Annotated in this window: 23 protein-coding genes; 11 read left to right on the top strand and 12 right to left on the bottom strand. The window is 72.0% G+C overall.

Annotated elements, in window-relative coordinates:
• Positions 1-102: 102 nt before the first annotated feature.
• The gene (locus WQ56_RS02535; RefSeq protein ID WP_047135494.1) at positions 103-1,719 is read right to left on the bottom strand and encodes a GGDEF domain-containing protein; all 1,617 of its coding nucleotides are present in this window, start codon (positions 1,717-1,719) and stop codon (positions 103-105) included.
• 182 nt (positions 1,720-1,901) lie between these two features.
• Here WQ56_RS02535 and WQ56_RS02530 point away from each other — a divergent pair, with 182 nt between their 5' ends.
• The 4 genes from WQ56_RS02530 to WQ56_RS02515 all read left to right on the top strand — a co-directional run bounded on the left by WQ56_RS02530 (position 1,902) and on the right by WQ56_RS02515 (position 3,701).
• Entirely contained in the window at positions 1,902-2,222 is a 321-nt protein-coding gene (locus WQ56_RS02530; protein WP_047135493.1) for a DUF6122 family protein, read from the top strand.
• 78 nt (positions 2,223-2,300) lie between these two features.
• Positions 2,301-2,861, top strand: a complete 561-nt coding sequence (locus tag WQ56_RS17535) for a hypothetical protein (protein ID WP_052772782.1) — start codon at positions 2,301-2,303, stop codon at positions 2,859-2,861.
• 101 nt (positions 2,862-2,962) lie between these two features.
• Positions 2,963-3,361: a host attachment family protein gene (locus tag WQ56_RS02520; RefSeq protein WP_047135492.1), complete on the top strand. Its 399-nt coding sequence runs from the start codon at positions 2,963-2,965 to the stop codon at positions 3,359-3,361.
• A gap of 16 nt (positions 3,362-3,377) precedes the next feature.
• The gene (locus tag WQ56_RS02515) at positions 3,378-3,701 is read left to right on the top strand and encodes a thioredoxin family protein (RefSeq protein ID WP_047135491.1); all 324 of its coding nucleotides are present in this window, start codon (positions 3,378-3,380) and stop codon (positions 3,699-3,701) included.
• Between the two features lie 15 nt (positions 3,702-3,716).
• On the opposite strand, the gene WQ56_RS02510 is transcribed toward WQ56_RS02515, so the two are convergent.
• Positions 3,717-4,313: a DNA-3-methyladenine glycosylase gene (locus WQ56_RS02510; RefSeq protein WP_197076419.1), complete on the bottom strand. Its 597-nt coding sequence runs from the start codon at positions 4,311-4,313 to the stop codon at positions 3,717-3,719.
• A gap of 61 nt (positions 4,314-4,374) precedes the next feature.
• Positions 4,375-4,800 carry a nucleoside diphosphate kinase regulator gene (gene rnk, locus WQ56_RS02505; RefSeq protein ID WP_047135641.1) on the bottom strand — a complete coding sequence of 142 codons (426 nt, stop codon included), beginning with the start codon at positions 4,798-4,800 and terminating at the stop codon, positions 4,375-4,377.
• 267 nt (positions 4,801-5,067) lie between these two features.
• On the opposite strand from rnk, the gene WQ56_RS18410 reads away from it, so the two are divergent.
• A complete protein-coding gene (locus WQ56_RS18410) occupies positions 5,068-5,355 on the top strand; it encodes a DUF2188 domain-containing protein (protein WP_047135489.1) in 288 nt (95 codons plus the stop codon).
• A 48-nt stretch (positions 5,356-5,403) separates the two neighbouring features.
• On the opposite strand, the gene WQ56_RS18405 is transcribed toward WQ56_RS18410, so the two are convergent.
• Positions 5,404-5,607: a hypothetical protein gene (locus WQ56_RS18405; RefSeq protein WP_047135488.1), complete on the bottom strand. Its 204-nt coding sequence runs from the start codon at positions 5,605-5,607 to the stop codon at positions 5,404-5,406.
• Between the two features lie 146 nt (positions 5,608-5,753).
• Here WQ56_RS18405 and WQ56_RS17530 point away from each other — a divergent pair, with 146 nt between their 5' ends.
• Positions 5,754-6,476, top strand: coding sequence for an SOS response-associated peptidase family protein (locus tag WQ56_RS17530; RefSeq protein WP_197076408.1), 723 nt, complete (start codon positions 5,754-5,756; stop codon positions 6,474-6,476).
• Positions 6,477-6,513: 37 nt separating this feature from the next.
• On the opposite strand, the gene WQ56_RS02485 is transcribed toward WQ56_RS17530, so the two are convergent.
• Together WQ56_RS02485 and WQ56_RS02480 are read right to left on the bottom strand one after the other, a co-directional pair.
• Positions 6,514-6,993, bottom strand: coding sequence for a cupin (locus WQ56_RS02485; protein WP_052772780.1), 480 nt, complete (start codon positions 6,991-6,993; stop codon positions 6,514-6,516).
• Positions 6,994-7,089: 96 nt separating this feature from the next.
• Complete coding sequence (locus WQ56_RS02480; RefSeq protein WP_047135486.1) at positions 7,090-7,608, bottom strand: adenine phosphoribosyltransferase; 519 nt, start codon at positions 7,606-7,608, stop codon at positions 7,090-7,092.
• Between the two features lie 105 nt (positions 7,609-7,713).
• Here WQ56_RS02480 and WQ56_RS02475 point away from each other — a divergent pair, with 105 nt between their 5' ends.
• On the top strand, positions 7,714-8,502 hold the full coding sequence (locus WQ56_RS02475) for a lytic transglycosylase domain-containing protein (RefSeq protein WP_047135485.1): 789 nt from the start codon (positions 7,714-7,716) through the stop codon (positions 8,500-8,502).
• Between the two features lie 89 nt (positions 8,503-8,591).
• On the opposite strand, the gene WQ56_RS02470 is transcribed toward WQ56_RS02475, so the two are convergent.
• Positions 8,592-9,782: a PQQ-dependent sugar dehydrogenase gene (locus WQ56_RS02470; RefSeq protein WP_052772779.1), complete on the bottom strand. Its 1,191-nt coding sequence runs from the start codon at positions 9,780-9,782 to the stop codon at positions 8,592-8,594.
• A 378-nt stretch (positions 9,783-10,160) separates the two neighbouring features.
• Here WQ56_RS02470 and WQ56_RS02465 point away from each other — a divergent pair, with 378 nt between their 5' ends.
• The 3 genes from WQ56_RS02465 to WQ56_RS18400 all read left to right on the top strand — a co-directional run bounded on the left by WQ56_RS02465 (position 10,161) and on the right by WQ56_RS18400 (position 12,383).
• A complete protein-coding gene (locus WQ56_RS02465; protein WP_156170210.1) occupies positions 10,161-10,523 on the top strand; it encodes an EF-hand domain-containing protein in 363 nt (120 codons plus the stop codon).
• 541 nt (positions 10,524-11,064) lie between these two features.
• On the top strand, positions 11,065-11,832 hold the full coding sequence (locus WQ56_RS02460) for an HAD family hydrolase (RefSeq protein ID WP_047135483.1): 768 nt from the start codon (positions 11,065-11,067) through the stop codon (positions 11,830-11,832).
• A 140-nt stretch (positions 11,833-11,972) separates the two neighbouring features.
• On the top strand, positions 11,973-12,383 hold the full coding sequence (locus WQ56_RS18400) for a hypothetical protein (RefSeq protein WP_156170207.1): 411 nt from the start codon (positions 11,973-11,975) through the stop codon (positions 12,381-12,383).
• Positions 12,384-12,490: 107 nt separating this feature from the next.
• Here the strand turns inward: WQ56_RS18400 and WQ56_RS02450 are convergent, their stop codons facing one another.
• Positions 12,491-12,682, bottom strand: a complete 192-nt coding sequence (locus WQ56_RS02450; RefSeq protein ID WP_047135481.1) for a hypothetical protein — start codon at positions 12,680-12,682, stop codon at positions 12,491-12,493.
• A 106-nt stretch (positions 12,683-12,788) separates the two neighbouring features.
• On the opposite strand from WQ56_RS02450, the gene WQ56_RS02445 reads away from it, so the two are divergent.
• Positions 12,789-13,316, top strand: coding sequence for a hypothetical protein (locus tag WQ56_RS02445; RefSeq protein WP_082132133.1), 528 nt, complete (start codon positions 12,789-12,791; stop codon positions 13,314-13,316).
• Between the two features lie 42 nt (positions 13,317-13,358).
• Here the strand turns inward: WQ56_RS02445 and accC are convergent, their stop codons facing one another.
• The 4 genes from accC to aroQ all read right to left on the bottom strand — a co-directional run bounded on the left by accC (position 13,359) and on the right by aroQ (position 16,169).
• Positions 13,359-14,726 (bottom strand): acetyl-CoA carboxylase biotin carboxylase subunit, encoded by a 1,368-nt coding sequence (gene accC / locus WQ56_RS02440; RefSeq protein WP_047135480.1) that lies wholly within the window; start codon positions 14,724-14,726, stop codon positions 13,359-13,361.
• Entirely contained in the window at positions 14,719-15,147 is a 429-nt protein-coding gene (locus WQ56_RS17855; RefSeq protein ID WP_082132162.1) for a four helix bundle protein, read from the bottom strand. The genes accC and WQ56_RS17855 overlap by 8 nt, the downstream gene beginning before the upstream one ends.
• 39 nt (positions 15,148-15,186) lie before the next feature.
• Positions 15,187-15,663, bottom strand: coding sequence for an acetyl-CoA carboxylase biotin carboxyl carrier protein (accB, locus tag WQ56_RS02435; protein WP_047135479.1), 477 nt, complete (start codon positions 15,661-15,663; stop codon positions 15,187-15,189).
• Positions 15,664-15,725: 62 nt separating this feature from the next.
• Positions 15,726-16,169 carry a type II 3-dehydroquinate dehydratase gene (gene aroQ / locus WQ56_RS02430; protein WP_047135478.1) on the bottom strand — a complete coding sequence of 148 codons (444 nt, stop codon included), beginning with the start codon at positions 16,167-16,169 and terminating at the stop codon, positions 15,726-15,728.
• Between the last annotated feature and the right edge of the window lie 68 nt (positions 16,170-16,237).

The raw sequence follows: 16,237 nt of genomic DNA, 5'->3' as shown, positions 1-16,237 counted from the left end.
CCAACGAACTCCGACTGCAATTAAGGTCCGCGAAGGTCGCATCAAGGCGGTGCAGACGCGGTGAACGCTGCCGGGACGGCCGAGACGACACGCGCCGCGTATTCAGGCGACTGCGAGCACCGCCGTCTCGGTCCGGTCCCGCCCGCCACGCTTGGCGGCATACATCGCCGAATCGGCACGCCGGAGCAGGGACGCGGTCTCCACGTCGTCGGGGTGCAGCGCGCTGACGCCGGCGCTGAGGGTGACCTGCAGGTCCGGCACGCCCAGCGCTTCGGCCGCACCCTGCAACGAGATGCGCAGCACGTCGATGCGGGTCGCCGCGTGCATCGGGTCGGCGCCGGGCAGGATCGCGAGGAACTCCTCGCCGCCCATGCGCGCGATGTGGTCGGCGTCGCGGAACGCGGCGCGCAACGCGTGGGCGACGTGGCGCAGCACGCGGTCCCCGGTCTCGTGGCCGTGGAGGTCGTTGATGCGCTTGAAGTGGTCGACGTCTAGGAAAGCGATCGTCAGCGGCTCGCCGGTGTCGCGGGCATGCGCGATGCACTGCTCGAGCCGCTCGAGTGCGGCGCGGCGGTTGGGCAGGCCGGTCAGCGCATCGGTCTGCGCGAGCAGCCGCATCTCGTCGCGCTGGCGGCGCAGCCGTCCCAGCCGCAACGTCAGCACCATGCTGCAGGTCAGCGCCAGCCAGCCGCCTGCCAGCATGAAGGCCTCGACCTTCCACTGCGCCAGCGCGTCGGGCAGCAGCGCCTGCAGTGCGGCGATCGGCAGGAACGGGACCACCCCGGCGAGCAGCAGCAGGCCGTCGCCGCGACGCCGCACGATGGCGGTGATCGCGGTGATCGTGAACACCAGGCACAGCAGGTAGAAGCCGACCTCGACCGCCACCGACAGTGCGCCGACCGCACCCGGCGGCAGCCACGGGACCGCGACCGACGCCAGCACCAGCCCGCGCGCACTCCACGTGGCGGCGCGATCGAGCCGCGGCCGCCGTCGCCGCAGCCGCGACTGGCGCAGCAGCGCGGCCGCGGTCAGTCCGGCCATGCCCAGCCCGAGCGCGACCAGTGCCGGGACCGTGGCCCCGGCGACCGGCAGCCAGGGGCGCGGCCAGGCCCACAGGCCCGACAGCAGCGCCTGCCACAGTGCGAACAGCGACGCGGCCGCGGCGTAGCTGGCGAACGCGCGCTCGCGCGTGGCGAAGAAGGCCAGCAGCGCCGAGGCCAGCAGCGTCAGCACCATCACGATCGATGCGATGCGCACCGCGAAGCGGGCGATGTCGGCGCGCTGGATCGGCGCGGGTTCGCCCAGTTGCACGATCGGACGCCAGAGCGGCAGCGCGTTGTCGTCGAACCCGACCTCGATGGGCGCGGTGTCGCCGGCCTCGGGCACGATCACCGCGCCGACGCCGGCGCGGAAGCGGGTGTCGAGCGAACGGGCATCCTCGGGCGAGCCGCAGCGGATGCGCGCGCCGTGCCGGATGTCGACCGAGCCGGCGAAGGTGTTCATGACGACGACCGCCTGCGGCGCGCCGGGCCAGCCGCCCTCGGGCGCGGGCAGGCTTAGCGCGAGGTGCGCGCCGGTGTGGACGTGCGTGCAGGTCGGGGTCGCTTCGGCGGACGTCGCCGGCGCACCGGTGACCAGCGGCAGTTCGCCATCCACCCCGCGGCAGGCGGTCAGCAGCAGCACCCCCGCGGCGATCGTCAGCAGTCCCGCCTTGCCCATCCCCGCTCCAGCCCTCATGCGCCCTTGGTCCGCCGCTCGCGGCAGATGCGTTCCCGTCGTCCCCGCCGAGGGAGAAGGCACATGGTACCGGGGTGGCGTGAAGCGGACCGACGTGGCGCGGGGGACCGACGTCGTCCGGCCGGCGGTCGCGTACGCTGTCGCGCCCGCCAGGAGACCCCGCGATGGGCACGCGCGCGATCATCCACCTGCTGTTGCACGCCGCCGTGCCCGCACTGCTGGCCTGGCTGTTCTGGCGCGAGCGGTTCCTGCGCGCCTGGGGCCTGTTGCTGCTCGGCTGGCTGATCGACCTCGACCACCTGCTCGCCGATCCGGTCTACCAGCCCGACCGCTGCAGCATCGGCTTCCACCCGCTGCACACCGCCCCGGCCGTCGCGCTGTACGGCGCGCTCGCCCTGCCTCGGCGTACGCGGCTGCTGGCGCTCGGCCTGCTGGTGCACGTCGCGCTCGACGTGATCGACTGCCTGTGGATGCACCACGGCTGATCGCCGCGGCCAGCGGCGATTCAACGACCGGCTGGTAGCGTGGGACGTCGCCGTCGAGGCGGGAAACGGGAATCGCCGATGCGCACTTCGCTGCTGACGTGGATGCTGGCCGCCGCGCTCGCGCCGTCGATCGGATCCGCCACCGAGGCGCTGCGCGCCGACCTCAGCCTGCCCGAGACACCGATGTTCACCGGCCCGGCCGCGTTCGGTGACGGCGAGTACACCGGTCCGCGCACCGCGACGCCGGCCTGGCGTCGTCACCGCGACAAGACGCTCGTGCGCCGCGGCGGGTGCCCGACCGCCCCCGACGGCCAGGAACGGGCGGTCACCGGCAGCGTGAGCACCGGCATCGGCCATTCCTCCCGCGGCGGCACCAGCCACTGGAACGCGGCCGACCTGAACCTGTGCCGCGAGCGCGACGGCGAGGCCGGCGGCACGATGAACCTCAATCTCCGCGTGGCGCGCTACGACGGTCCCGGCGGCTATTACGGGATGGGCCCGGGACTCGGCTACGGTCCCTACGACGGCTTCGATGGCATCGGCGATTTCGGGCCGACCTGGCGCGACCTCCACGGTCCCTGGCCGGGTGGGCGCGGGCGCACGGAGTCGTGGAGCGAGGGGCGCCAGCCCTGGCGCTGAGCGCCACGCGATCCGAACGTCCGCATTGCGTCGCGCTCACATTCGGCTGCCTACATTGGCTCGGCGCCGTCCGGCGCGATGCAGGAAGTGGAGACGAGACGATGGCGATGAAGATTCCCCAGGGGGCGCTGGTGGTGGTGGCCAACGGCGGCGCGGCGCGCGTGTTCACCAACGTCGGCGAGAACGGCGCGCTGACGCTGCGCCAGGAAGCACTGCTGGAAGGCATGAACCTCGACGACGACGGTCCGGCCGGCGCGATGCCCGCCGAATCGAGCGCATCGCAGCTCGACGAGGCGACGTTCGCCAAGCAGCTGGCCCTGGGGCTCAACGACGGTGCGCTGAAGAACAAGTTCGCCCACCTGGTGCTGATCGCCGATCCGCAGACCCTCGGGCGCGTGCGCCCGCTGCTGCACAAGGAGACCAGCCAGCGGCTCGTCGCCGACCTGGCCAAGGACTACACCAACGCGCCGCTCGATGCGATCGAGCGTGCGCTGTCGTGACCGGGAGCCGCCGACCATGAGCTGGCAGGCACGTTATTCGGCCGACGCGCCCGACCGCGCGGGCGTCGAGGCGACGGCCGGTGCGCTCGCCCTGGAGTTCGGCACCGACTGGTGCGGTCATTGCCAGGCCGCCCAGCCCTTGCTGCGCGCCGCGATCGAAGCGCGCCCGGACCTCGCGCACGTCAAGGTCGAGGACGGCAAGGGGCGGCCGCTGGGCCGCAGCTTCGGCGTCAAGCTGTGGCCGACGCTGGTCGTGCTGCGCGACGGCGTGGAGGTGGCACGCGTCACGCGGCCCGGGTCGGTCGCCGACGTGGCGCGCGCACTGGCCGCGCTCGACTGAGCGCGGGCAGCCCGCTCAGCGGCGGGCCGACCCGTGCGCGGGCGTGGCCCGGAACCTGGAAACGTGAGGATGGCCGGGCACGGTCCAGCGCCAGGGCCGATCGACGGCGCGGCGGATGCCGATGCGCGGCGTCGTCGCCGGCAGCTCGGGGGGCGGCGTCCCGTCGTCGCCGATCCACAGTCGCGACTGCGCGCACGTCAGGTCCAGTCCGCCGTCCGCGGCCGATACGCCGAAGGCCTGGGCGAGCCGGCCCGGGCCCGAGGCGAACAGCGCCGGCGCGGTCGTGCCGCGTGCGGCCGCCATCGCCGGCAGACCCGCCAGCGGTTCGGCCGCGCGCAGCAGCACGCCGTGGCCCGAACGGTCGCCGCCCACGGCGTTGACCGCCCAGTGGATGCCGTAGATGAAGTAGACGTACAGGTGGCCCGGGGCGCCGAACATGACCCGGTTCCGGGGCGTCGGGCCGCGGAACGAGTGCGCGGCCTCGTCGTCGGCGCCGCAGTAGGCCTCGACCTCGACGATCCGGGCCTGACGCCCGTCGTGCGCGACCAGGCGCTTGTTCAGCAGTTCCGGCGCGACGCTGCGGGCGTCGCGCGCGTAGAAGGACCGGGGCAGGGGGTGCATGGTGAGAGCGTGCCGCGGCCGGCATCGCCGGCACGCGAACGCGGCGCCCGGCTCAGGCCGCGGGTGGCTGGACCGAGGTGACGCGCAGGCGCAGCACGCCGCCCGGGGTCGGCCAGTCGATGCATTGGCCGATCGACAGGCCGAGCAGTGCGGCGCCGACCGGGGCGAGCACCGAGACGTGGCCCTTGGCGACGTCGGCTTCCTGCGGATAGACCAGCGTGAGGTGGCGCGGCGCGCCATCGGCATCCTCGCACTCGACGACGGTGTGCATCCGCACCACGTCGGCGGGCATCGCGTCGGGCGGCAGCACGTCGGCGCGGTCGAGTTCGCGCTGCAGCAGCGCGGCGGTGGGGTGGTTGCGCAGTGCGGGCGACTGCAGCATGGCCTCGAGCCGGGCCAGGTCGATGCTCGAAACGGTGATCGCGGGCGTGGCGCCGGCGTCGGACGGCGGCAGGCCGCTGCGGGGAAGCGTGGACATCGGGTTCTCCATGAAGGGGTGCCGGCGGCGCTGGCCGCGGCGACACAGACGAAAGGCGACGCCCTCGCGCCGCCCCAACGCGGATTGTGCCCCGCCGCGCGCCGGCTGGCGATCCCGCGCCCCGCGTCCGGGGCCGTGTCCGGTCAGCCGGCCTGCAGATCCTGCAGGCGAGGCGGCGATCGACGACATCATCGTCATGCGACACCGTTCAGGATGTGGAACTGCCGGTGAACGCCGGGAAACATTTCGCTATCGAACAGGACCGTCATGACGCCCATCCGCTACCTGCTGCGCCACTGCGCCACCTCGCTCGACTGGGTCCTGGTCGACGCAGGCTCCGGACGCGAGCTGTCGCATCATCCCACGCGCGATGCGGCGTTCCGGGAGCTGGCCTGCAACGCTTCCGTGCTGCTGTGCGGGGCGGTCGTGCGCGTCCATGGCGTGGACGGCGGCTACGAGGGCGAGCGCGTCGTATCGGCGATCGCCCCGGCACCGCCGGTCGCCCGGCGCGACCCGGACGCCTGCTGGCGGAGCCCGGCGCCCGCGATGGCCTGACAGGCCGCAGGTCGCGGCCCCTGGCGCCGCGACCGCGAGATGCCTGCCTCACGCGGGACGCGGCGGGTCCTGCGGCTGCGTCGGCGACGGGGGATCGCGCTGCGGCTGCGGATCGCGCTCGGGATCGCCCGGCGTCGGCAGCGGCGGATCGATCGGCCGGTCGGGAATCGGATCGTGCATCGGGTGCGGCAAGGAGCCGGGCACGTCGCCATCGGGCATCGGCGGGTACTGGGGATCGGGGCTGCGTTGCATGGCAGGTTCCTGGGCTGGGGAACTGCCACGGTGGGCCGCGCGTCGCCGCGGGTGCGTGAAGGTGGCCGCGGCCGCTTCACGCCGGCGTGGAGAGAATGCGCGCATGCCCAGCCGACGGCTTCCACCGATGCTTTCCGGCTTGCACGATGCGTAGGTTCGTGCAGGCTTTCGGCGATGCGCCCTGGCCGCCGGCGCTGCCCGGGTCGGTCGGTGAGGCGCTGTCGGCGACCCCGCCGCGCTACAACATTGGCAAGCGGCGGCCGGCGGCGGTCATCTTCGACCGGGGCGACGGCCCGGTCGTCGAGGATTTCGACTGGGGCCTGGTGCCGCGCTGGTCGCCGTTGCCCGAGACGCCCTACACGACAGTGACCGCGCGGCTGGCGCGGGCCCCGCGCAGCCGGATCTTCCGCCGGCCTTGGGAGACCCGGCGTTGCGTGGTGCCGATGAACGGCTACTACAAGTGGGCCCGCAGCGGCGAGACGCCAGTGCCGTACTTCATCCAGGCGCAGGACGGCGAGGCGTTGTTCGCCGCCGGCCTGTGGGACCACTGGGACAAGGACGCGCCCGAGCTGTACACGTTCGCCGTGTTGACCCATCCCAACCCGGCGATCCCGGCGCCGCTGGTGCCCGACGGCCCGGTGTTCATGCCGGCCGCCGCGATCGCCGACTGGCTGGCCGGCCCGCCGGCGGCCCAGCGGTTCCTGGACACGATGCCGCAGCCAATGCTGGAGGCGTACCCGGTCTCGCGGCGCATCCGCAGCCCGGACGTCGACGACTACACGTTGCTGGAGCCCGCGCCGCGCGACGCGGCGGACGACGACGCGGACCGCGACTGGCTCGCGCGTGCGTTCGAAGAAGACGACGACTGAGCGTCCTCCGCCCGCGTCCCGGGCGCTGGCGCGCAGCTCAGAAGCGCTTGCCGGTCACCGGGTCGCGTCGGGGATCGGAGACTGCGTGCATGCGCTCGAGCGTGGTCGCGTCCGGCGCGCTGCGCTGGATGTCCCAGTCCTGGCCCTGGGGATAGGCCCCGACGACGCGAAAGCCCTCGTCGGCACGGACGCAGCAGTGGCCGGTGCCGACCGGCAGCAGCAACGCATCGCCCGCGGACACGTCGACGACCGTGCCGTCGGGGCCGCCGAGCATCAGCGAGGCCGTGCCCGCGGCCACGCCGAGGACCTCGTGGGCGCTCGAATGGTAGTGGTGGTAGTCGTAGACCCCGCCGCGCCAGTCGGCCGGCCAGCCGTTCGCCGCGAACCGCGCCTCGAACGCCGTGGCATCGAACGGGGCGTCCGTCGCCGTGCGCAGGCCACGGTAGATCCGCACCGGAAGCCGGGGGTTGTTGGGCATCCAGCCGTTGCGGCTCAGGGTCAGGCGTTCCTCGTGCATGGGGCGGGCGGCGGCTTGGGGGCACCGCACGATAGGCCGGCCCCCGTCGAAGCGCCGCGACGACGCGACGGTGCACGCGCCCCGCCCCTGGCGCGGTCAGCCCGGCAGCGCGACGTGCAGCGGCACCGCGACGTCCCAGCGCGCACGTCCGCCGAGCGCCTGCAGTTCGACCAGCACGGCCGCGCCGACGACCTCCGCACCCTGCGCCCGCGCCAGCGCATGGGCCGCACGCAGCGTGCCACCGGTCGCCAGCACGTCGTCGACCAGCACCACGCGCGCGCCCGGCGGCAGCGCGTCGGCATGGATCTCCAGCCGGTCGCGGCCGTACTCCAGTGCGTAGTCGTGGTGCAGCACGCGCGCGGGCAGCTTGCCCGGCTTGCGCACCGGCACGAACCCGGTACCCAGCGCCTGGGCGAGCGCCGCGGCGAAGATGAAGCCGCGCGACTCGATGCCGACGAACGCGGTGGGCGGCGCGTCGCGCCACGGCGCGGCCATCGCCTCGATCGCCGCGGCGAACGCGGCACCGTCGGCCAGGACCGGCGTGATGTCCTTGAACACGATGCCGGGCTTGGGGAAATCGGGAATCTCGCGGATCAGCGTCGACCAGTGCGGCATCGAAGGGCGCTCGAGCGGGGGGCGGGGATGATCGCCGCAATCGCGCCGCCGACACAATGTTCACCGCGCCGGGCGTATTCGCCGGGATCCCCCGCCGGAGCCCGCATGCCCCGCCATCGTCCCGCGCTCGTCGCCTGCTGCGTCGCGCTGCCTGCGCTGCTGGCCCTCGCCGCGCCGGTGCAGGCCCGCACGGTCTGGCGCTGCGTGCGCGACGGCACCGTGAGCCTGTCGACGGCGCCCGAGCCCGGCTCGACCTGCGAGGCGCGGGAGATCGCCGACGACGCGGTGCAGGCGCCGAACCTGTGGGGCGCGATGGGCGTGTTCAGTGGCGTGCTGTACGAGCGCGAGCAGGACGGCGTGCTGGTCTACGGCACGCGCCGGCTGCCCGGCGCGCGCGAATACCTGCGCTTCACCGCGCGCACGCCGCCGGGCGAGCCTGCGCACGAGGGCCTGGGCGCGGTGGGCGCGCCCCGGCTGCAGCCGCACTCGGCACTGTTCGCGGCGGCGGCCAGGACCTACGGGCTCGACGAGGCCTGGCTGCGCGCGATCGCGCATGCCGAGAGCGGCTTCGATGCCGACGCGGTGTCGCCCAAGGGCGCGCGCGGGGTCATGCAGCTGATGCCCGACGTGATCGCGGACTACGAAGTCGCCGATCCGCACGCACCCGGCGAGTCGATCCGCGCCGGCGCACGCCACTTGCGCGGCCTGCTGCGTCGCTACGACGGCGACCGCACGTCGGCGCTTGCCGCCTACAACGCCGGGATTGGCGCGGTCGCGCGCCACGGCGGCGTGCCGCCCTACGCCGAGACGCAGGCCTACATCGCGAAGGTGCAGGCGCTGTACCTGCGCTACCGCGCGGCGATGGGCGATCCGGTCGAACGGCCGGCGCTCTGACCGGCGCGTACGGGGCCAACGAAGAAGGCCGCGGAGCTCCGCGGCCTTCGGTCCTGCGGCAGGGCATCGCGCCGCGACGCCCGGTGCGCTCAGCCCTCGCGCGGCGCCAGTCGGATCAGGCGGCCGTCCTTGCCGTCCTCGATGACCCACAGCGCGCCGTCGGGGCCCTGCTCGACGCCCCGGATGCGCGCGCGCATCGCGAAGCGCTCGGCCTCGCGCGCGCTGTCGCCGTCGATCTCCACGCGCACCAGCGTCTGGCCCGACAGGCCGCCGATGAAGGCGTCGCCGGTCCACTCGGGGAACAGCGTGCCCGTGTAGAACATCAGGCTCGACGGCGAGATCACCGGCGTCCAGGTGACGGCCGGCTTCTCGAACTCGGGGCGGGTGTCGTGGTCGGGAATCGGCCGGCCGTCGTAGTGGTTGCCGTTGGAGACGAGCGGATAGCCGTAGTTCGCGCCGCGCTTGACCAGATTCAGTTCGTCGCCGCCGGCCGGGCCCATCTCGCTGTTCCACAGCCGGCCCTGCGCGTCGAACGCGATGCCCAGCGGATTGCGGTGACCGAGCGACCAGACCTGCGCGGCGACGCCGCCCTGGTCGGCGAAGGGATTGTCGGCCGGGACGCGGCCGTCGTCCTCCAGCCGCACGATCTTGCCGAGGTTGGAGGCCATGTCCTGCGAGGGATCGAACTTCTGTCGCTCGCCCGAGGAGATCCACAGCTTGCCGTCGCGGTCGAACGCCAGGCGGTGGCCATAGTGGCCGTTGCCTTCGACCTTGGGCACCTGGCGCCAGATCACCTGGACGTCCTCGAGCGTGCCGGCCTCGACGTCCAGGCGCGCGCGCGCGACCGCGGCGCCGCGACCGCCTTCGCCGTCCTCGGCGTAGCTCAGGTACACCAGGCCGTTCTGCGCGAACTGCGGGTGCGGTTCGACATCGCCCAGGCCGCCCTGGCCGCCGTAGCCGACGGCGGGCACGCCCGCGATCTCGCGCACCTGCCCGTCGGGCAGCGTCACCAGCTTCAGCGTGCCGGCCTTCTCGGTCACCAGCAGGCGGCCGTCGGGCAGGAAGGCCAGTGCCCACGGCTCGTCGAACGTGGCGACCGCGGTGCTCGCGAACGGCAGTCCCTCGATCGCGTCGCCGGCGGTCGCATCGGGCGCGGCCTGGTCGGCAGCCGGCGCCTGGGTCGCGGCCGGGGCGCTGCTGGCAGCATTGCCGTCGCAGCCGATCGACAGCAGCAGCGAGGCGGCGAGCGGGGCGAGCGCGAGGGAACGCAGTCGTGGCATGCGGATCTCCAAGGAACAATCGGGGAAAACCCGAGTGTCGCACAGGCGGCTGCGCCCTCGACGAGCGCGCTGCCATCGGCACGATTCGTAAATGTTTTGTTTCCGTTCATGCGCGCGCGCGGTAGCGAGGCCTCGATGGTCGCGTGACGCGGGCGTCACGAAACCCACCACGACGGGATCCCCGCAGTCGCGTTCACACGACGCCAACATCGGCTTACCTGCGGTGCGTCTGCAGGGGGTTAAGACGCCGTAACCCTCGGGCCTGGCAGGACGGGTCCGTTCATTCGAGTCGCGGCAGGGTAGGCGCCGTGCGGTATCCACGACGAGGATGAAACAACCCCCGCGCCAACTTCCCATCGAAACGCAGGAGAGACCATGATGAAGAATGCTCGCACGCCGCTGATCGCCGCCGTTGCACTGGGTGCCGCGGTGGCCATGCCGATGGCATTCGCGCAGGATCCGACCGCGCAGCAGGCGCCGCCGACCACCGAGGCGACCACGCAGAACTATGCGCAGGACGCGACCGCCGAGGCGCCGCAGGCGCAGCAGGGGCAGGTCACCTGGGCCGATCTCGACACCGATGGCGACGGCCGCCTGAGCCAGACCGAGGCCGCTGGTCTGGAGGGGCTGGGCCAGGTGTTCAGCGACGTCGATGCCGACGGCGATGGCTTCATCACGCCCGAGGAATACCGCAACTACGTCAACGCCCAGACCTCGGGCGCGGGCGCCAGCGAGAACTGAGGGTCTCGACCTTCCGCAGGCCGCGATTCGATCGCGGCCTGCGCATCAGCGCGAAGCGGCTCCCCATGCGGGGGCCGCTTTTCTTTTGGTTCCTCACCGAGCTCAGGGGAATCCTGTTTTTGCTCGATCAACCAATAGGTTCTTCTTCGGGGCGCGCGTCGCGCCGGCCGGGGACTGCTCCCGGCTCGGTCAGCCCGCTCCGCGGTCCGGCCCGGCGAAGCACGCCGGGCGTTCGTGCGGGCTGCGCGGCATGCCGCGCGAGCAGCCCGCACTCACCCCTGGCTGACTCGCCGCCGCGGGCCATCCCTGGCCCGCTATCGCAATCCCCGAACAGCGCGACGCACCGAGACCGACGGTGCGCGACATCTTTCCAGCAGGCGACTCTGCGTTTAGCCGAAGTCGGGTTGTAAACGTCTATGGCAGGCCGCTGCCCATCCGAAGCGGAGCGCCAATCCCGCACTTGGAAAAAGAACTTTTTTAAGACGTCTCGGGACACCTGCGGCCGCATCGCACCCCGGTCGCGGACCGGCATAATCGCTCGATGACGCACGGCATCCGACTGGTCGGCTTCGACGCCGACGACACGCTCTGGCGCAGCCAGGACTACTTCGACGAGGCGCAACTGGAATTCGAGCGCATCGTCGGGCGCTACGTCGATCTCGCCGACGGGCGCGTCGCCGAGGCGCTGTACGCGGTCGAGACCGCCAACATCGCGGTGTTCGGCTATGGCGTGAAGGGCATGGCGCTGTCGATGATCGAGTCGGCGACGCAGATCACCGGTGGCCGCATCACCGCTGCCGACCTCCACCGCATCGTCGAGATGGCCAAGACGCTGCTGCGCCATCCGGTCGAACTGCTGCCCGGGATCCGCGGGGCGGTCGCCGCCGTCGCCGAGCGCTTCGACGTCGTGCTGATCACCAAGGGCGACCTGTTCCACCAGGAGGCGAAGGTCCGCGATTCGGGCCTGTCGGATCTCTTCGGCCGCATCGAGATCGTCAGCGAAAAGGATCCGGCGACCTATGCGCGCGTGCTGTCGGAATTCGATGTCGACGCATCCGCATTCCTGATGGTCGGCAACTCGCCGCGTTCGGACATCGCGCCGGTGCTCGCGCTCGGCGGCTGGGGCGTGTACATGCCCTACCGCACGACCTGGGCGCACGAGACCCATGCCGAGATCGTCGACGGCCGCGAGCGCATGCGCGAGGTCGCCACGCCCGATCTGCTGCCCGGCGCGGTGGGCGAGCTGGCGACGCAGGCGAGCGCGATGCAACGCATCGACGACGGCGAAAACGCTTGCGACGCGAGGTAACCGTTTCCAGTTTGAATGCGCTCTTTACGCGCGCGCTTCACTTGCGACCGCGGCGGAAAAATTGCGGGTCGATTCATTTCCCGCGCGGCATGTTGAAGTCGAAGGCCGCTGCAGTGGTGGCCGCGCCGCCGGAGAGTTCGATGACGACCCACACCCTGACCCGCTGGATCTGGCCGGCCGCGCTGGCCACCGGCCTGGCCGCGACGCTCGCGCTGCCGACCCCGGCCAGGGCGAACGACGACCTGGTCCGCGTGATCGTCGACATCGCCGACGTCGTCATGCGCGGCGATACCGCCTACGATCGGCGCGGCCGCTACGGTCATGACGACCGCCTGCGGGTGTCCTACGACCGCCACGGCCGCCCGGTCTACTACCGCACCGCGCCGCGTGGCTACGCTCGCTACGACCGCGCGCCCGTGCGCTACGCGTCCGACCGCCATCGGCACCAGGGCCGGCAGCACGGCAGGACCGAATGCGACCGCCGCGGGCGTTGCACCACGCACTACTACGACCCGCGCCAGGACCGGGGGAACCGGGGCGGCTGGCGTTGAGGCCGGGGGTCGGTCGAAAACGCGCATGACCGGATCGCCGCCTTCGGGCGGCGAACCGTGTTCGGGGCGGCATCGGGGCCAGGCGGGGTGACGGCGTCGAAGGGCGCTCAGTCGGCGCGGTGGCGGGTGTCGTCGTTGAGCGGCGCGCTGCGCAGACTGCTCTCGGCGTCCTGGCCGATGCGCGTGGCCACGTGATCGAGCGCGACCCAGTAGGCGCCCAGCGCGAGCACGACGGCGCCGGCGGCGATGCCCCAGCGCAGCGTGCGCGGCGCGCGCGATGTCGTGCGGTGCGGTTCCATCCCGGGTGTCCTCGCTTGCGGTGTTGGGCTATCGTCGTGTCTCGCGCGTCGCGGCGGCGTCGAAGCCGCTGCGGCCATCCGTCCGTCCCGTTCCGAGTGACCGCCCGTGCGCCTGCCGTTTGCCGCGTTGTGCCTGTCGTCCGTGCTGCTGGCCGGGGCGCCGTCCCAGGCGCCGGCGCAGGACGCGGCGCCGCAGGCCGGGACCACCGATGCGGAAGAGGCGGTGCCCGATCCCGGCACCGGCGATCCCTGGGTCGACACCTGGCTGGCCGACGTCGACCTCTACGCGGCGCGCTATCGCGACGCGTTCGTCGACGAGGTCGCGCGCTACCAGGCAGCGCCGCGTGCGCTGGTCGAGCAACTGCTCGACGAGGCGGGCATGCGCGCCGGCGACGTCTACTTCGCCTGCGCCGTGGGGCGCGCGCTGGGCCGGCCGTGCCGCGAGATCGCCGCGCACTGGCGGCGCGACCGGACCGGCGGCTGGGCGGGCGTGCTCGAGCGGCTCGCGGTGGAGCCGGGGGCGGAGCCATTGGTCCGGGTCAAGCGCGGCCTGGTGGCGAGCTACGACCGCTGGGCGCGGCCGATCCGGCTCGACGCGTCGCTGCGGCGGGCGTTCCCCGACCGCGAGACCTGAGCCAGGCCGGCGCGCGACCCGCACGCGCCGGCGGCCGCGGGATCAGCCGATCGCCAGCGTCTTGTTCTTGCGCTCGGCCAGGCGCTTTTCCAGGTAGTGGATGTTCTGCCCGCCGGCGTGGAAGCCCTGGTCGCGCATGATCCGCTGCTGCAGCGGGATGTTGGTCTTGATGCCGTCGACGACCATCTCTGACAGTGCCACGCGCATCCGGCAGATCGCCTGCTCGCGGTCCGCGCCGTGCACGATCAGCTTGCCGATCATCGAGTCGTAGTTGGGCGGCACCGCGTAGCCCTCGTAGACGTGCGTGTCGACGCGCACGCCTGGACCGCCGGGCGCGTGGAAGTGCAGGATCGTGCCGGGCGAGGGCAGGAAGGTCTCCGGATCCTCGGCGTTGATGCGGCACTCGATCGCATGGCCGGTCAGCACCACGTCCTCCTGGCGGATCGACAGCCGGTGGCCCGAGGCGATCATCAGCTGCTCGCGCACCAGGTCGATGCCGGTGACCAGCTCGGTGACCGGGTGCTCGACCTGGATGCGGGTGTTCATCTCGATGAAGTAGAACCGGCCGTTTTCGTAGAGGAACTCGAACGTGCCCGCGCCGCGGTAGCCGATGCGGATGCAGGCCTCGACGCAGACCCGGCCGATCTCGGCGCGCTCGTCGGGCGTGATGCCCGGCGCCGGCGCTTCCTCGACGACCTTCTGGTGCCGGCGCTGCATCGAGCAGTCGCGCTCGCCCAGGTGGATCGCCCCGCCCTGGCCGTCGGCCAGCACCTGGATCTCCACGTGCCGCGGGTTCTCTAGGAACTTCTCCATGTAGACCATGTCGTTGCCGAACGCGGCCTTGGCTTCCTGCTTGGTCGTGGCGATCGCGTTGACCAGCGCGGCCTCGGTGTGGACCACGCGCATGCCGCGCCCGCCGCCGCCGCCGGCCGCCTTGACGATGACCGGATAGCCGATCTCGCGCGCGATCTTGACGTTGGTCGCGGCGTCGTCCCCGAGCGGGCCGCCGGAGCCGGGCACGCACGGCACGCCGGCCTCCTGCATCGCGCGGATCGCCTCGACCTTGTCGCCCATCAGGCGGATGGTCTCGGCCTTGGGCCCGATGAACACGAAGCCCGACTGCTCGACGCGCTCGGCGAAGTCGGCGTTCTCGCTCAGGAAGCCGTAGCCGGGGTGGATCGCCTGGGCGTCGGTGACCTCGGCCGCGGCGATGATCGCCGGCATGTCGAGGTAGCTGCGGTTGGACGGTGGCGGGCCGATGCAGACCGACTCGTCGGCCATCGCCACGTGCTTGAGGTTGCGGTCGACGGTGGAATGCACCGCGACCGTACGGATGCCGAGCGTGTGGCACGCGCGCAGGATGCGCAGCGCGATCTCGCCCCGGTTGGCGATGACGACTTTTTCAAGCATGGGATTCGGGATTCGGAATTGGGGATTCGGAAAGGGCATCCGGCTTTCGGATGCGGCGTTCGTGCGTTCGAATCAGAGCGTTGAGTCGGGCGAAGGTGCGGTCGATGAGATCGGGCTCGATGGCTGTACGCTCGCATAACCCAAGCCGGTACGCGATTTCCAGCTGGGTGGATAGCTCCGCGAGCGAGCCTCGGGCGAACGCCAGGTGTCGGAGATAGTCGGAGGTCGAGCGGCGCGCGGCGCCTTCGGCGATGTTCGACGGAACGCTGACAGCTGCGCGTCGTAGTTGCGTCGTCAGGCCGAAACGTTCATCGGAGGGGAAGGATGATGTGGTGCGATAGATCGCCTCGACCAGGCGCATGGCGTCTTGCCACACGTCCAGTCGTTCATGAGGCCTGAGCGCTGACCGACTGTCCGCCAAATCCCGAATCCCCAATCCCGAATTCCGTCGTGATCGGCCTTATCCGATCACGAACAACGGCTGATCGAACTCGACCGGCTGGCCGCTTTCGCACAGGACCGCGACGACGGTGCCCGAGGTCTCGGCCTCGATCGGGTTGAACATCTTCATCGCCTCGATGATGCCCAGGGTGTCGCCGGCCTTGACCTGCTGGCCGACCGAGACGAACGCCGGCTTGTCGGGCGCGGGGGAGGCGTAGAAGGTGCCGACCATCGGCGACTTGGTGACCTGGCCGGCCGGCAGGTCGTCGCCGGCCTTCGGGGCGCTGCCGGTGGCGGCGTCGACCGGCGAGCTCATCGGCATGACCGGTTCGGGGGCGCGCGGTGCGGGGAGCGGCGCGGGCGCGTAGGCCACGGGCGCGGCGGCGGCCGAGGTGCGCGACAGCCGGACGGACTCCTCGCCCTCCTTGATCTCGATCTCGGTGAGGTTGGACTCCTCGAGCAGGTCGATGAGCTTCTTGATCTTTCTCAGGTCCATGGCGGGCCTCTTGGTTCGTGGAACGCGCGTGGGCGCAGTACGGGGATGGGAGGGGAACGCGGTCAGGCGGCGCGCAACGCCGCGCAGGCCGCATCCAGCGCGTAGCGGTAGCTGTCGGCGCCGAAGCCGCAGACCACGCCGGTGGCCAGGTCGCTGAAGTAGCTGGTGTGGCGGAACGGCTCGCGGCGGTGCGGATTCGACAGGTGGATCTCGATGAACGGGATCGCCACTGCCGCCAGCGCGTCGCGCAGGGCGACCGAGGTGTGGGTGAAGGCGGCGGGGTTGAGCAGGATCAGCGCGGTGCCATCGGTGCGCGCGGCCTGGACCCGGTCGACGAGCACGTGCTCGGCGTTCGACTGCAGGCTCTCGAGCGTGTGGCCGGCGGCGGCCGCGCCTTCGCGCAGCATCGCGTCGATGTCGGCGAGCGTCGCATGGCCGTAGACCTCCGGCTCGCGCGTGCCGAGCAGATTGAGGTTGGGACCATGCAGGACGAGGATCGACGCCATCGGGCACCGGGTGCGGGAAGTGCGCGAAGTCTGCGGGATGTCTCCATTGCTGTCCAGTTCGCAGACGT

The sequence above is a fragment of the Luteimonas sp. FCS-9 genome, from assembly GCF_001014645.1.
Classification (GTDB): Bacteria; Pseudomonadota; Gammaproteobacteria; order Xanthomonadales; family Xanthomonadaceae; genus Luteimonas.
The sequence above is the reverse complement of the archived record's forward strand: the minus strand, read 5'-3'. Positions and strand labels throughout refer to the sequence as shown.